Raw genomic sequence first — 14,157 nt, 5'->3', positions numbered from 1 at the left:
CTACCCCGCCCGTTGCAGCTTTACCGGCTCTGTCCGCGCCAGCCGCAGGAAATGCGCCATGAAGGGCTGGGTCGCGTCGCTGGCGCGCGTCGCGGCGTAAAGCCGTTTGACCGGCCGCCCGGCAAGCGGCAGCGTCACGTAATCCGCCGACCCGCGCACCGCGCGCAGCACCCAGTCCGGCAGGACCGACACGCCCCGGTCCGAGGCGACCAGCATCAGGATCACCGCCGTCAGTTCCACCTGCCGCACGGCGCGGGGTTCCACCCGGGCGGGGGTCAGCACCTCGGTGAACACGTCGAGCCGCGCGCGGTCCACCGGATAGGTGATCAGCGTCTGGCCGCGGAAATCCTCGGCGGCGATTTCCGCCTTTTGCGCCAGCGGGTTGGAGGCCGCGGCGATGAAGCGGGGCTCGTAATCGAAAAGCGGGTGGAAGATGACGCCGGCGATATCCTCGGGGTCGGACGACACCACCAGATCGACCTCTTCGCGCAGAAGCGCCGGCAGCGCGCCGAAGGCGAGGCCGGGGCGGATGTCCACATCGACCTCTGGCCAGGCGCGGCGGAAGAGTTCCAGCACCGGCAGAAGCCAGTCGAAACAGGCATGGCATTCGATGGCGATATGCAGCCGCCCGGTACGCCCCGCGCGCAGGGCGCGGAATTCCTCGTCCAGCGCCTCGACCTCGGGCAGCACACGTTCGGCCAGCCGCAACAGCCGCTGGCCCGCCGCCGACAGCCGCAGGGGTTTCGAACGGCGCACGAAGAGTTCGACCCCGGCCTGATCCTCCAGCCCCTTGACCTGATGGCTCAGCGCCGATTGGGTCATGTTCAGCACCTCGGCCGCCCGCGCCAGCCCGCCGGCCTGATGGATCGCGCGGATGGTGCGCAGATGGCGCAGTTCGATATGCATCCCCCTACCGCCTTCATGTTCATCTTGAGGATTATGAATTTGCCTCAGATTAGCGGACATGCCAGAGAGGGGCAACGTACAGGAGCCGCCGATGACCCGCCCGCGCATTTCGTTCGAATTCTTCCCGCCCCGCAATCTGGAAGCATCCTTCCGGCTGTGGGAAACGGTGCAGGCGCTGGCGCCGCTGAAGCCGGGGTTCGTGTCCGTGACCTATGGCGCGGGCGGCACCACGCGGCAGCTGACGCATGAGGCGGTGACGACGATCGGCAAGAACTATGGCCTGAACGTCGCAGCACACCTGACCTGCGTGGATGCGACGAAGGCCGAGACGATGGAGATCGCGGCATCCTATGCCGCCGCCGGGGTCCGGGAAATCGTGGCGCTGCGGGGCGATGCGCCGCAGGGCGCCGCGCGGTTCACCCCCCATCCCGAGGGGTTTGCGGATTCGGTCGAACTGATCGAGGCGCTGGCCGCCACCGGCGATTTCACCCTGCGCGTGGGCGCCTATCCCGAACCCCACCCCGAGGCCGCGGATGCGGGCGCCGACGTGCGCTGGCTGAAACGCAAGATCGACGCGGGGGCGACCAGCGCCATCACCCAGTTCTTCTTCGAGGCCGACACCTTCCTGCGCTTCCGCGACGCCTGCGCCGCGGCGGGGATCGCTGCGCCCATCATCCCCGGCATCCTGCCCATCGACAGTTGGGCCGGCACCAAACGCTTCGCCGCGCGCTGCGGCACCTCGGTGCCGCAATGGCTCGACGATGCCTTCGGGGGCGTGACGGGCGAGGGGGCGGCGGCGCTGTCGGTGCGGCTTTGCGCCGATCTTTGCGCCCGCCTGCTGGCCGAGGGGGTGGAGGATCTGCATTTCTACACCCTCAACCGCCCGCATCTGACGCTGGCGGTCTGCCGGGAACTGGGTGTGGCGGCGGGGCTGGAGGCGGTGGCCTGAACCCCGTGACCGGCGGCGCGCCGGGGGCCAGCCCCCGGACCCCCGGGATATTTAGAGACAGAAAGTGAACAGGGCGTCTTGCAGTGTCAGGCGCTGCGCGGCGTGACGCACAGGCGGATGCCGTCGCGGGCGCGGACCGTAAGGTGCGCGACGGGGACCGGGGGCGGGCCGGCGAGCGTGAAGCGGAAGGCGCGGGTCAGAAGCGCGAGCAGCAGCACCCCTTCGGCCATGGCGAAACCCGCGCCGGTGCAGACGCGGGGACCGGCGGAAAAGGGGATATAGGCGTCGCGGGCGGTCACGCGCGTATCCTCGCGCGACCAGCGGTCGGGGTCGAAGGCGTCGGGATCATCCCACAGCCGTTCGTGCCGGTGCAGGTGCCAGGGAGAGATCACCACCTGCGCCCCCGGCGCGACGGGGCGGCCCCGGAAGGTTTCGGGTTTCACCGATTCCCGCACCATCATCGGCACCGGCGGATAGAGCCGCAGCGTTTCGCGGAACATGTCGCGGGTGAAGCGCAGGCGCGAGAGGCCGGCGAATTCGGGCGCGTCGACGAAGGCCTCGGCCTCTGCCGCAATCCTGTCCTGCGCCTCGGGGTACATCGCCAGCAGCATCAGCGCCCAGGCCAGCGCCGAGGCGGAGGTTTCGTGCCCCGCCAGAAAGAAGATCGCCACCTGATCCACCATTTCGGCGGTGTCGAACCGGCGGCCCGTCTGCGGATCGGCGGTGGTCATGATCTTGGTGGCCAGATCGTCGGGCGCGGTGCCGGCGGCGATGGCCGCCATCCGGTCGGCCGTCAGCCGTTCGATCAGGCGGCGGATGTCGCGGGCGGCGCCGGTGGTGTCGCGGCGGTGAAGGCGCGGGAACCAGCGCGGCAGCGGCAGGAAGGCGGCGAGGTTCAGGATCGGCTGGCTGCGCTGATAGTCGCGGAAGCGGGAAAAGACCTGCGCCGCGACCTCGTGGTCGATCGGGATGGAAAAGAGCGTGCGGAAGATCACGTCGGCGGCGGCGTGGCTGGCGGGTTCCTCGATTTCCACCACCGCGCCGCCCGCCCCGGTGCGCGCCGCCATCCGCGCCACCGCCGCCTGCCCCGCCGCCAGCATCGCCGGGAAGGTGTCGCGCAGCCGCCCGCCCTCGAACGCCGGGTCGATGATGCGCCGTTGCGCCTTCCATACCGCGCCATTGGTGACGAAGACCGACTGGCCCAGAAGCGGCAACAGCCCCTCGCGGATGCGGTTCGATTTCGGGAAATCGTCGGGCCGGCCCTTGAGCACCAGATCCACCAGCGCGGGATCGTTGCACAGGTAGGACCGGAAGAAGGGCGTGCGGAATTCGGCCATCCAGGCGCGGTAGAGCCGCGCGGGCTGCGCCGACAGGATGTCCTGCCGGAAAAGCCGCAGATAGCGGATCAAGGATACGCGGTCGGGCCGGGGGTCTGGTTTCGGCGGGTTCATGCGGCCATCGTGACATGGCGGCCCACGGGCGTCTCGATCCGGCTTTTCGAGGGCGCGCGGTCCGCAAAACGGGCGCCGAGCGTCTGCGGCCCGGCGGTGATGCGGAAATAATCATAGTCCGCGGGCGTGCCCGGCAAGGCGTCAAAAGCGCACATGTACTGGAAATGCAGGCGGAAATAGCGCCGTTTCAGTTCGGCCTGTTTCGCCGGGCTCAGCGTCTGGCTGAAGGCCGCCGACAGCACCAGCGGCCAGCGCTTGTCGGGCGGGGCCACGCCCGTCACCGCCACCGGATCGCACAAAGCGAAGGCGCAGCCGTCGCCCGGTGCGGTCACGTCGACCCATGTCAGCGCATCCGAGGCCGAGAGGTAATGCAGATCGCCGCGCAGCTTGTCCGCCCGCGGCAGGAAGGAAGCCATCGGGATCGCCTGGCCGAGGGTCAGCAGCGACAGCACCGGCCCCCCCTCGGCCCCCCCTTCCGCTCGCCCAGCGCGCAGCAGGTCGGCCAGCACCGTGACCGCGATATGCGCACCCGAGGAATGGCCGACGACCAGCACCTCGTCCGCCCCGGACGCCAGCGCCTCGGCGATGGACTGGCGGAACGCCTCCATCCGCGCGGTCAGTTCGGGCGGATAGGCGCCGCCGTCGCGGGCGGTGTAGGCGAAATCGTGCATCAGGTAATAGGCGTAAAGCCGGTGGTCCTGCCGGCGGAACCAGACCAGCACCGGGGGGATCACCGCCAGCCCCGCCAGCCAGCCCACCCATCCGGGCAGCGCCAGCGCGACCAGCGCCCCAACACCCCAGGCCGCGAGGCAGGCCAGCGCCAGTTGCGCCAGCAACATCGCCTCGGGGTAGAGCGCGGCGAGGATCGGGCCCTTGCGCAGCCGCATCAGCCTGAACAGCGCGCCCGAGCCGATATAGGCCCAGGCCGTGCGAGCCAGTTGCCAGTAGGTGCCGAGGATCCCCTGCCCCATCGACTCGCGCACGATGTCGGACCAGACCAGCACCTCGACATCGGTTTCCACCCGCGCGCCCTCGACCTGCGCCGCGACATGCCAGCCGTAGGGCCCCTTGCTGCGCCTGGGCTTCAACGCCAGTTCATAGCCCGACAGTGCCGCCTGCGCCGCCCCCTCGCGCCGGTAAAGCTCGCGGTAGCGGCGGGGATGGATCGGGTCGAAGCCGGGGATGTAGAACACCCGGCGGCGGCGGACGGTGGGTTCGGTGGTCATCGCTGGTACCTCGGGGCCGAGGATAGCGGAGATTGCGGCGCGGGAAAGGCGCTATCCAAGCACGGCAAGGGCGGGGAAGGTTTCCAGCAGCCAGTAGGAGAAACTGGCGAAGCCCCCGGTCAGCATCAGCAGGCCCACCGTCCACAGAAGAAGGCCCATGATCCGCTCGATCCGTTCCATGTGCCGCTTCATCCAGCCCATGACGCCGGTGAGCCGGGGAAAGAACGCCGCCGCCAGCAGGAACGGAATGCCGAGCCCCACGGCATAGACCGCCAGCAGCGCCGTGCCCCGCGCGATGCTGGCCTCCGACGCCGCAAGCGACAGGATCGCGCCCAGTTGCGGGCCGATGCAGGGGGTCCAGCCGAAGGCGAAGGCAAGGCCCAGCACATAGGCGCCAAGCGCCGAACCGCCCCGGTCGCCCGCGTCCATGCGCATGTCGCGGTCCATGATGCCGATGCGGAAGATGCCCAGGAAATGCAGGCCGAAGACCATCACCACGATCCCGGCGATGGTGTTGAACCAGTCGGCATTGGCCAGGAAGAACGCCCCGAAGGCCGAGGCGGCGAAACCGAGGAACAGAAAGACCGTCGAAAGGCCCAGCACGAAGAACAGCGCGGGCAGGATCGCCTGCCGCTGGCGGCTGCCGCCCTCGCGCAGGTCGTGGACGGAAATCCCGCCGATATAGGCAAGATAGGGCGGCACGATGGGCAGCACGCAGGGGCTGAGAAAGGACAGAAGCCCGGCGATCAGCGCCACCAGCATCGACGGCACCAGCGCCGCATCGAAAAGGTCAATCCCGAACATTGGCCTCGCCCGTTGCCCCGGCGCCCGTGCCGGCGCCCCGTTCCGGTCTATCGCGCGGCGCGGCGCAGGTCACGGGGCGCGGTGGTCACGAAGGCGTTTGTTCCCGCGCGCCCCTGCGGTTTTGGGTCGCAGGGGGTCCGGGGGCGGGTTGCACCGCCCCCGGGGAAAGGTCTCAGCGGGCCCACCAGCCCTTGCGCTTGGGCTTGGCGGCATCGTCGGCCGCCGCCGGTTCGGGTGCGGGGGCATCTGCCGCGACCGTTTCGGCCACGGGTTCGGCTGCCTGCGCCGCCACGGGGGCCGGTTCGGGTGCGGGGGCTTCCACGGCCACGGGGGCCGGTTCCGCCGCCCGCTGCGCCGCGCGCGCGGGGGCCTTGGGCTTCGGCGTTGCCGCCGGGGCTGCCGCTGTGGCCTCGGGCGCGGGGGCCTCTGCGGGGCTTTCTGCGGCCTCGGCCTTCGGCTTGGTGGTGCGCTTGCGCGGGGCGCGTTTCTTGGCCGGGGCGGCCTCTTCGGCCACGGGTGCGGGCGCCGGTTCCGGTGCGGGTTCCGCCACGGCCTCTGCCGCCTCGGCATCCGCCTTGGGCTTGCGCGTCCGGGTGCGGGTGCGCTTTTTCGGCGCCTCGGGTTCGGCCTCGGCCTCGGGCTCCGGCGCGGGTTCCGCGGCAGCCGCTTCGGCCACGGCGGGTTCCGGCGCGGGTTCGCTCACGGCAGGCTCTGCCGTCACCTCCGCCACGGCCTCCGCCTCGGCGGCGTCCTCGTCGCCCTCGTCGTCCGCGCCATCGTCGGATCCGTCATCGGCCAGCGCATCGGCGCTGCCCGCAGGCCCGGTGCCGTTGCCGCCCCGCCGCCGCCGCCGCCGGCGCCGCTTCTTGCGCGGCTGGCCGCCGTCGCCGTCAGCCGCCGGGGTTTCCGCCCCTTCGGCAGCCTCTTCGGCCTCGGCCGGATCCTCTTCGACCAGATCCTCGTCATCCTCGACCAGATCCGGCATCGCGGTGGCGTCGAGCGAGACCACCGGGCTTTGCACCGCCGTCACCAGACGGGTCGCGGTCTTGAACTTCTCGATGGAATAATCCGGGCTGACCAGCGCCGGATCGGCCTCCATCCGCACCGCCATGCCATAGCGCGCCTCGATCGAGGCGACATGTTCGCGCTTCTGGTTGATGAGGAAGTTGACGATCCCCACCGGGGCCTTCAACAGCACCTCTTTCGAACGCTTGCGCGTGCCCTCTTCTTCCAGCGCGCGCAGGATGGCCAGCGCCTGGCTGTCGTCGGACCGGATCAGGCCGGTGCCGTGGCAGTGCGAACAGGGCTGCGTGGTGGATTCGAGCATGCCGGGGCGCAGGCGCTGGCGGCTCATCTCCAGCAGGCCGAAGCCCGAGATGCGGCCAACCTGGATCCGCGCGCGGTCGGTTTTCAGCTTGTCCTTCAGGCGCTTCTCGACGGCGAGGTTGTTCTTGCGTTCCTCCATGTCGATGAAGTCGATGACGATCAGGCCCGCAAGGTCGCGCAGGCGCAACTGGCGGGCGATCTCTTCGGACGCCTCGAGGTTGGTCTTGAGCGCGGTTTCCTCGATCGAGCCTTCCTTGGTGGCGCGGCCGGAGTTCACGTCGATCGCCACCAGCGCCTCGGTCACGCCGATGACGATGTAGCCGCCGGATTTCAGCTGCACCACCGGGTTGAACATGCCCGCAAGGTAGCTTTCCACCTGATAGCGCGCGAACAGCGGCACCTGGTCGACATAGGGCTGCACCTGCTTGGCGTGGGACGGCATGATCATCTTCATGAAGTCCTTGGCGGTGCGATAGCCCGCCTCGCCCTCGACCAGCACTTCCTCGATCTCGCGGTTGTAGAGGTCGCGGATCGTGCGCTTGATGAGGTTGCCTTCCTCGTAGATCGGCGCGGGGGCGATGGACTTGAGCGTCAGTTCGCGCACCTGTTCCCACAGCCGCATCAGATATTCGTAGTCGCGCTTGATTTCCGCCTTGGTGCGCTTGGCGCCCGCGGTGCGGATGATCAGGCCGGCGCCTTCCGGCACGTCGAGTTCGCCCGCGATTTCCTTGAGCTTCTTGCGGTCGGCGGCCTGGGTGATCTTGCGGCTGATCCCGCCGCCCCGGGCGGTGTTGGGCATCAGCACGCAATAACGGCCGGCCAGCGACAGATAGGTCGTCAGCGCCGCGCCCTTGTTGCCGCGTTCTTCCTTGACCACCTGGACCAGCATGATCTGCCGGACCTTGACGACTTCCTGGATCTTGTATTTGCGCGGGCGCGGGCGGCGGGGTTCGGCGATTTCCTCGGCCACGTCCTCTTCGGCGACGGATTCGATCTCGTCGTCGATCTCGGTGGCGTGGTCCATGGCGCGATAGGGCTCGTCGCCGTTCTCGCCATTGCCGTTGCCGTTCGCGGGCGCCTCGTAGAGCGCGTCGGCCCCGGTTTCCTCGCCCAGATCGACAAGGCCCATGCCGCCGATCTCTGCCGTCTGCATGGCGTCGCCGGCCTGCACGGCCTCTGCCGCGGCGGCGGGGGCCGCCCGGCGCGGGCTGCGGCGGCGGCGGTTGTCTTCTTCGTCCTGCTGCTTCTGGTAGGCGCGTTCTTCTTCCAGAAGCGCGCGGCGGTCGGCCACCGGGATCTGGTAATAGTCCGGGTGGATTTCCGCGAAGGCGAGGAAACCGTGCCGGTTCCCGCCGTAATCAACGAAGGCCGCCTGAAGCGAGGGTTCGACCCGCGTCACCTTGGCGAGGTAGATGTTCCCCGCCAGCTGACGCTTGTTCACCGTTTCAAAATCGAATTCCTCGACCTTGTTTCCGTCGACCACCACGACGCGGGTTTCCTCCGCGTGGGTGGCATCAATGAGCATTTTCTTGACCATAGTGTTCCGTTGCACCGCCGCAAACGCCCGCGCCCGGGCACAGGCCCGGGGGGACGGCCGCATTGCGGCAGATGTCTTGTTCGGGCGAGGCGGCACGGGCCGGCCAGCGGGGCGGCGCCGGTCGGGCACCTGAGGCTCTGCTGGGTCGCGGTAACGCGCATCATCGCGGTTCTGTCCCGGGCCCTTGCGGGGCCCATCTGATGAAAGCCCGCACGACCCGGGGGTCTGACGGACATCGCTACGGCCTTGCGGCCATTCCGGCTGTCCCGCCGCGCCGCGGCAAATTCACGGCGGCGAGGGACATGAAATCTTCGTCGGACGGTGACATTCCGTCCGCTTTCGACGACCCTATGGGCAAAGGGCAGGGAAACGCAATGGGCGATTTTCCGCGGCGGCCCGTGCGACGGGCCCCCGCGGCCGCGCGGAAAATCCTTGTGCGAAAGGCTTTCGCCCCCCGCCGCCGGAAAACCTTCCGCGAAAAATCTTCATACGTAGTCGGCGCGGCTGAGCCCGTATTTCGCCATCTTCTCGTTCAGCGTCCGCCGGGGCAGGCACAATTCCTCCATCACCGCGACGATCGATCCCTTGTGGCGGCGCATGGTGTTGTCGATCAGCATCCGTTCGAACGCATCGACATATTCCTTGAGCGGCTTGCCTTCGGTCGTCAGTGCCGGCCCCGCGGCCTCGTTGTCGGCCATCAGCAGCGAGGCGATGGAGCCCGACCCCCGCCGGTTCTGCAATACCGCGCGTTCGGCGATGTTGACCAGCTGGCGCACATTGCCCGGCCAGGGCGCTTGCAGCAGCTGCGCGGCCTCCTGCGCGGTCACGGTCGGGGCCTCGCAGCCGTATTCCTCGGCGAACTGTTCGGCCATGCGGGTGAAAAGGGTCAGGATATCCTCGCCCCGCGCGCGCAGCGGCGGCAGGTCGATCTTCATCGCGCCGAGGCGATAGTAGAGATCCGGGCGCAGCGCGTCTTCCACCGTCTTGTCGGGGGCATGTTCGTTGCAGATCGCGATGATGCGGGTTTCGGGCGGGGTGCCCTGATCGTTGATCAGCGTCAGCAATCGCGCCTGCAAGGGCTGGCTGAGCGATTCGATATCCTCGAGGCACAGCGTACCGCCGCGCGCCTCTTCCACCAGCGGCAGGGTCGCGCCCTCGGCCACCGGGCCGAACAGCCGTTCCGACAGCGCCTCTTCGGGATAGGCGGCGCAGGAGAGCGTGACGAACTTGCGCCCCGCCCGCGGCCCCACGGCGTGCAGCGCATGGGCGACCAGCGTCTTGCCGGTGCCGGTTTCCCCGTCGATCAGCACATGGCTGTCGGCCTGCCCGAGGTCCAGAATGTCCTCGCGCAGCCGTTCCATCACGCCCGAAGTGCCGATAAGCTTTTTCATCAGCACCGTGCCGTCCGACAGTTCCCGCCGCAGCGCGCGGTTGTCCAGCGTCAGGCGGCGCAGGTTGGTGGCCTTCTTGACCAGATCGGTCATCCGGTCGGGGTTGAACGGCTTTTCCAGAAAGTCATAGGCGCCGAGCCGCATCGCCTCGACCGCCATGGGCACGTCGCCGTGGCCGGTGATCATGATGACGGGCAGGCCCGAATCCATGCTCATCAACCGTTTGAGCAGCGCCATCCCGTCCATCCCCGGCATCTTGATGTCGCTGATCACGACGCCCGGGAAATCGGCCCCGATGGCCTTCAGCGCCTCTTCGGCGCTGGCATGGGTTTCCGTATCGAAGCCCGACAGCGCCAGCCACTGGCTGATCGACTGCCGCATGTCCGCCTCGTCATCGACGATCGCCACCTTCATCGCACGTGCCATTGGTCCTCACTCGGCAGCCTTCATTCCATCGCCCAATATGGGGAGTTGCATTTCGAATACAGCCCCCCCCTCGGTGTTGCGGGCCGTCAGCCGGCCCCCGAGGTCCGCAACGATCCCTGACGAGATCGCCAGCCCCAGACCCACCCCCTCGCCGGGTTTCTTGGTGGTCCAGAACGGTTCGAACAGCTTGTCCAGATCCGAAATCCCCGGCCCGTTGTCGCGCACCAGCAGGGTGGCGGTGTCACCGCGGGTCAGGATGATGTCGATCTGCGGCGCCGGCACGTCGCGCGTGGCGTCGAGCGCATTGCGCAGCAGGTTGATGATGACCTGTTCCAGCCGGATGCGGTCGGCCATCACCATCACGGGTTCGCGCGGCAGGGTGCGCAGGATGCGCACGCGGCGCGGTTTCAACTGCGGTTCCATCATCGACAGCGCCTCACCCACGCAGGACCGCAGGTCCACCGGCGCAAAGGCCTCGCCGCCCTTGCGGGCATAGGATTTCAGCTGCCGGGTGATCGCGCCCATGCGGTCGATCAGATCGTCGATGCGCTGGAAGGACGACAGCGCCTCGTCCGGCCGCCGCCGTTGCAGCAGCAGCCGCGCCCCCGCCAGATAGGTCTTCATCGCCGCCAGCGGCTGGTTCAGCTCATGGCTGACCGCCGCCGACATTTCCCCCAGAACCGCCAGTTTCGACGATTGCGCCAGCGTCTGTTCGGCCGCCTCCAGATCGTGCTGGACCTTTTCGCGTTCCGCGATCTCGCGTTGCAGGCGGGCGTTCAGCAGCCGCAGTTCGGCGGATTCCCGCTGGAAGGCGCGCGACTGGAACCGCGCCCGCCGCGACAGCAGGTAGAACCCCGCCGCCAGCAGGATCGCGAACCCCATGATTTCCAGCGCGAGGAAGGCGTTGACCTGTTCGCGCACGGAATCGTAGCGGGTGAAGGCGACCATCCGCCAGCCGCGAAAGGGGATCCGCGCCTCGGTGCGCATCACCGCCTCGCCCTTGACATAGGCGTCGGGGGGGTTCTGGGTCCAGTCGGCCGTGACCTTCAGCGCGCGTTCGATGGCCGAGGGCGCGTCGCGCAGTTGCAGCGCCTCGTCCAGCGTGCGGCCGCGCCAGCGCGGTTCGGTGGCCAGCACCACCTGCCCCTCGCTGTTGATCACCGCCACCGCATCGGCGAACCCCGACCAGGCGCGTTCGTATTTCATCAGGTCGACCTCGACCACGACGACGCCGCGCATCTTGTTGTCGGCCACCAGCGCGCGCGAAAAGGTGAAGCCATAGGCCCCCGTTTCCCGCTTCCAGCTGGTGAACACGGTGTCCTTGGACCGCAGCGCCTCGACGAAATAGGGGTCCTGGCGGTGCTGGGTGCCGATGCGGTTGCGGTCGGTCGCGCCCACGGTGCGCCCCTCGGCATCCAGCAGCAGGATCAGCGCCGCCCCCAGTTCAGACTGGAAGGAAATCAGCCGCTGCGACGTGCCCGAGAACACCCCGTTCTGCAGTGCACCAAGCAGCGAGGGGTCGTTGGCCAGCAGCACCGGCACCACCGAATTGCGTTGCAGTTCGGAAATCAGGTTCCCGGTATACAGCGCCAGCCGCAGTTCCGCGCGGCTGCGCGTGGTTTCCGTGAACCGTTCCGTCAGCCACTGGTTGGTGATCAGCACCAGCGCCGCGGCCACCGCCACCAGCCCCACCACCGCCAGCCGAAGCCAGAGCGTGAGGCCCTTGCCATTCACGGGCGGTGCAGGAGTCTCTGACGTCGCTGGCATGGCGGCAGTCTAGCACCAGCCCCCCGCCGGGCAAGCGCCCGCGCTCAGGCCGCCGCCATCACCGCCGAGAGCGAGCGGAAAAGCACCGATCCGTCGGTGCCGCCCTGCACGTCCTCGATGGCGCGTTCGGGGTGGGGCATCATGCCGAGCACGCGGCGGTTGGCCGACAGCACGCCCGCGATGTCGGCCAGCGCGCCGTTGGGGTTTTCGGCATAGGTGAAGGCGATGCGGTCCTCGCCCTGCAACCGCGCCAGTGTGTCGGCATCGACCTGATAGTTGCCGTCGTGATGCGCCACCGGCATCGTCACCGCCGCGCCCTGTCGCCAGCCGGCGGTGAAGGCGCTGTCGGCGGTCGCCACGCGCAGGCCGACATTGCGGCAGATGAACTTCAGCCCCGCATTGCGCATCAGCGCACCGGGCAGCAGCCCGGCCTCGGTCAGCACCTGAAAGCCGTTGCAGATGCCGATCGCATAGCCCCCGCGCGCGGCATGGGCCGCCACCGCCGCCATCACCGGCGCGCGCGCCGCGATGGCCCCGCAGCGCAGGTAATCGCCATGGCTGAACCCGCCCGGCAGGCCGACCACATCGACGCCCGCAGGCAGCGCGGTGTCCTTGTGCCAGACGCGGACGACCTCTGCCCCCGCCTTGGCGAAACCTTCCGCCAGATCGCGGTCGCAGTTGGAACCGGGAAAGGTGATGACGGCGGCTTTCATGGCCGATCCTCCGGGGCGTCAGGGTGACGGGTCAGGCGATTTCGACGGTGTATTTCTCGATCACCGTATTGGCGAGCAGCTTTTCGCACATCGCGCGCACCTCGGCCTCCGCCGCGGCGCGGTCGGTCGCGGCGAGGTCGAGTTCGATCACCTTGCCCTGCCGCACGGCCTCCACCCCGCCGAAGCCGAGCGTGCCGAGCGCGTGGCGCACGGCCTCGCCCTGCGGGTCGAGCACGCCGTCCTTGAGCATCACATGGACACGGGCCTTGAGGCTGGGGGCGGTCATCGGGCGGGCCTTTCAGTTGATGAGCGAGGGCTTGGTGGCATGCGTGACGTTCGAGGGCAGCACCCCCAGACGCCGCGCGAGTTCGGTATAGACATCGGCCAGCGGCCCCGGTTCGCGGATGTTGCCGTCGCGGTCGGGGATCTCGGCCGCGCGCATGTCCCACAGCCGGCAGCTGTCGGGGCTGATCTCGTCGGCGACGATCAGGCGCATGTAGTCGCCTTCCCAGATCCGGCCGACCTCGATTCGGAAATCCGCCAGCCGGATGCCGACGCCCAGCATCACCCCCGACAGGAAGTCGTTCACGCGCAGCGCCAGCGCGATCATGTCGTCCATGTCCTGCTGGCTGGCCCAGCCGAAGGCGATGATGTGTTCCTCGGTGACAAGGGGATCGCCCAGCTTGTCGTCCTTGAAGTAGAATTCGACGATGGGCCGCGGCAGCGCCGTGCCCTCGGGGATGCCCAGGCGGTTGGACAGGTCGCCCGCGGCATAGTTGCGCACCACCACCATCAGCGGGATGATTTCCGCCATGCGCACCAGTTGTTCGCGCATGTTGATGCGGCGGATGAAATGCGTGGGCACGCCGATGGCGTTGAGCCCGTTCATGAAGAATTCGGACAGCCGGTTGTTCAGCACGCCGCGCCCGTCGCCCTGCTGGCCGCCCGCGGGGCCGGTGCGGGTGGCGGCGGGGGCAGCGGCCTGCCCGGCGGCATCGTCCTTGAAATACTGGATCAGCGTGCCCGGCTCCGGTCCCTCGTACAGGATCTTGGCCTTGCCTTCGTAGATCTTCTTGCGACGTGCCATGCATGCTCCGATCGGTGTGCCGCCCTGCGCCGGCAGGGGCGCAGGCCCGGAGGCCCCGGCGTGTCTGCGTGCCTGCCTGCGCCTATACGGCAACATCCCCGGTGTCGCAAGGCGATCGCGGCCGCGCGCCCGGGGTATGGCGCCATCGCGACACTTGCGGGCGCGGGCGCGCAAGGGCATATGGACATCAGGCACGACCAGACCAGCGAGGCGCATGCATGACCACGTTCGACGACCGCGAAAAGGCCTACGAGGCGAAATATGCCCATGACGCCGAAATGCAGTTCCGGGCAGAGGCGCGGCGCAACAAGCTTGCCGGGCTCTGGGCCGCGGGGCTGATGGGCAAGACCGGCGCGGTGGCCGACGCCTATGCGATGGAAGTGGTGAAGGCCGACTTCGCCGAACCCGGCCCCGATGACGTCATCCGCAAGCTCGCCGCCGATCTGGGCAACCTCGCCGACGAGGCGACGATCCGCGCCAAGATGGACGAACTGCTGTCCACCGCCAAGGTGCAGTTGCTGGACGAGGCGAAGTAAGCCCCCCGCCCGCCCCCGCAGGGCGCGGGCCTGCCACC

At 68.7% G+C, this 14,157-nt stretch carries 12 protein-coding genes; 2 read left to right on the top strand and 10 right to left on the bottom strand.

Annotated features, from left to right (window positions below):
- Window positions 1-906, bottom strand: a complete 906-nt coding sequence (locus tag RGD00_RS05005) for a LysR family transcriptional regulator (RefSeq protein WP_310456197.1) — start codon at window positions 904-906, stop codon at window positions 1-3.
- 91 nt (window positions 907-997) lie between these two features.
- Between RGD00_RS05005 and metF the strand changes: the two genes are divergently transcribed.
- Window positions 998-1,855 (top strand): methylenetetrahydrofolate reductase [NAD(P)H], encoded by an 858-nt coding sequence (gene metF / locus RGD00_RS05000; RefSeq protein WP_310456196.1) that lies wholly within the window; start codon window positions 998-1,000, stop codon window positions 1,853-1,855.
- An 86-nt stretch (window positions 1,856-1,941) separates the two neighbouring features.
- Here metF and RGD00_RS04995 read toward each other — a convergent pair whose 3' ends face one another.
- The 9 genes from RGD00_RS04995 to RGD00_RS04955 all read right to left on the bottom strand — a co-directional run bounded on the left by RGD00_RS04995 (window position 1,942) and on the right by RGD00_RS04955 (window position 13,583).
- Window positions 1,942-3,306, bottom strand: a complete 1,365-nt coding sequence (locus tag RGD00_RS04995) for a cytochrome P450 (protein ID WP_310456195.1) — start codon at window positions 3,304-3,306, stop codon at window positions 1,942-1,944.
- On the bottom strand, window positions 3,303-4,532 hold the full coding sequence (locus RGD00_RS04990) for a hypothetical protein (protein ID WP_310456194.1): 1,230 nt from the start codon (window positions 4,530-4,532) through the stop codon (window positions 3,303-3,305). The genes RGD00_RS04995 and RGD00_RS04990 overlap by 4 nt, the downstream gene beginning before the upstream one ends.
- Window positions 4,533-4,583: 51 nt before the next feature.
- Window positions 4,584-5,336, bottom strand: a complete 753-nt coding sequence (locus tag RGD00_RS04985) for a cytochrome c biogenesis CcdA family protein (protein WP_310456193.1) — start codon at window positions 5,334-5,336, stop codon at window positions 4,584-4,586.
- Between the two features lie 172 nt (window positions 5,337-5,508).
- Entirely contained in the window at window positions 5,509-8,199 is a 2,691-nt protein-coding gene (locus RGD00_RS04980; protein ID WP_310456192.1) for an Rne/Rng family ribonuclease, read from the bottom strand.
- 485 nt (window positions 8,200-8,684) lie between these two features.
- Window positions 8,685-10,016, bottom strand: a complete 1,332-nt coding sequence (locus tag RGD00_RS04975; protein ID WP_310456191.1) for a sigma-54-dependent transcriptional regulator — start codon at window positions 10,014-10,016, stop codon at window positions 8,685-8,687.
- 6 nt (window positions 10,017-10,022) lie between these two features.
- Entirely contained in the window at window positions 10,023-11,783 is a 1,761-nt protein-coding gene (locus tag RGD00_RS04970) for a sensor histidine kinase (RefSeq protein ID WP_425603365.1), read from the bottom strand.
- A 44-nt stretch (window positions 11,784-11,827) separates the two neighbouring features.
- Complete coding sequence (gene purQ / locus RGD00_RS04965; RefSeq protein WP_310456189.1) at window positions 11,828-12,496, bottom strand: phosphoribosylformylglycinamidine synthase subunit PurQ; 669 nt, start codon at window positions 12,494-12,496, stop codon at window positions 11,828-11,830.
- 31 nt (window positions 12,497-12,527) lie between these two features.
- Entirely contained in the window at window positions 12,528-12,782 is a 255-nt protein-coding gene (gene purS, locus RGD00_RS04960; RefSeq protein WP_310456188.1) for a phosphoribosylformylglycinamidine synthase subunit PurS, read from the bottom strand.
- Window positions 12,783-12,794: 12 nt separating this feature from the next.
- The gene (locus tag RGD00_RS04955; protein ID WP_310456187.1) at window positions 12,795-13,583 is read right to left on the bottom strand and encodes a phosphoribosylaminoimidazolesuccinocarboxamide synthase; all 789 of its coding nucleotides are present in this window, start codon (window positions 13,581-13,583) and stop codon (window positions 12,795-12,797) included.
- Window positions 13,584-13,801: 218 nt separating this feature from the next.
- Between RGD00_RS04955 and RGD00_RS04950 the strand changes: the two genes are divergently transcribed.
- Window positions 13,802-14,119: a DUF1476 domain-containing protein gene (locus RGD00_RS04950; protein WP_310456186.1), complete on the top strand. Its 318-nt coding sequence runs from the start codon at window positions 13,802-13,804 to the stop codon at window positions 14,117-14,119.
- Window positions 14,120-14,157 lie beyond the last annotated feature (38 nt).

The organism is Ruixingdingia sedimenti (assembly GCF_031432425.1).
In the GTDB taxonomy this organism is placed as follows: Bacteria; Pseudomonadota; Alphaproteobacteria; order Rhodobacterales; family Rhodobacteraceae; genus Ruixingdingia; species Ruixingdingia sedimenti.
Note: the sequence above shows the minus strand (reverse complement) of the source record. Positions and strands in the feature narration are given on the sequence as shown.

Coding starts and splice junctions, on each gene's coding strand:
- RGD00_RS04950 (WP_310456186.1), top strand. CDS start 13,802: ATGACCACGTTCGACGACCGCGAAAAGGCCTACGAGGCGAAATATGCC.
- RGD00_RS04970 (WP_425603365.1), bottom strand. CDS start 11,783: ATGCCAGCGACGTCAGAGACTCCTGCACCGCCCGTGAATGGCAAGGGC.
- purQ (WP_310456189.1), bottom strand. CDS start 12,496: ATGAAAGCCGCCGTCATCACCTTTCCCGGTTCCAACTGCGACCGCGAT.
- metF (WP_310456196.1), top strand. CDS start 998: ATGACCCGCCCGCGCATTTCGTTCGAATTCTTCCCGCCCCGCAATCTG.
- RGD00_RS05005 (WP_310456197.1), bottom strand. CDS start 906: ATGCATATCGAACTGCGCCATCTGCGCACCATCCGCGCGATCCATCAG.
- RGD00_RS04990 (WP_310456194.1), bottom strand. CDS start 4,532: ATGACCACCGAACCCACCGTCCGCCGCCGCCGGGTGTTCTACATCCCC.
- RGD00_RS04985 (WP_310456193.1), bottom strand. CDS start 5,336: ATGTTCGGGATTGACCTTTTCGATGCGGCGCTGGTGCCGTCGATGCTG.
- RGD00_RS04980 (WP_310456192.1), bottom strand. CDS start 8,199: ATGGTCAAGAAAATGCTCATTGATGCCACCCACGCGGAGGAAACCCGC.
- RGD00_RS04995 (WP_310456195.1), bottom strand. CDS start 3,306: ATGAACCCGCCGAAACCAGACCCCCGGCCCGACCGCGTATCCTTGATC.
- purS (WP_310456188.1), bottom strand. CDS start 12,782: ATGACCGCCCCCAGCCTCAAGGCCCGTGTCCATGTGATGCTCAAGGAC.
- RGD00_RS04975 (WP_310456191.1), bottom strand. CDS start 10,016: ATGGCACGTGCGATGAAGGTGGCGATCGTCGATGACGAGGCGGACATG.
- RGD00_RS04955 (WP_310456187.1), bottom strand. CDS start 13,583: ATGGCACGTCGCAAGAAGATCTACGAAGGCAAGGCCAAGATCCTGTAC.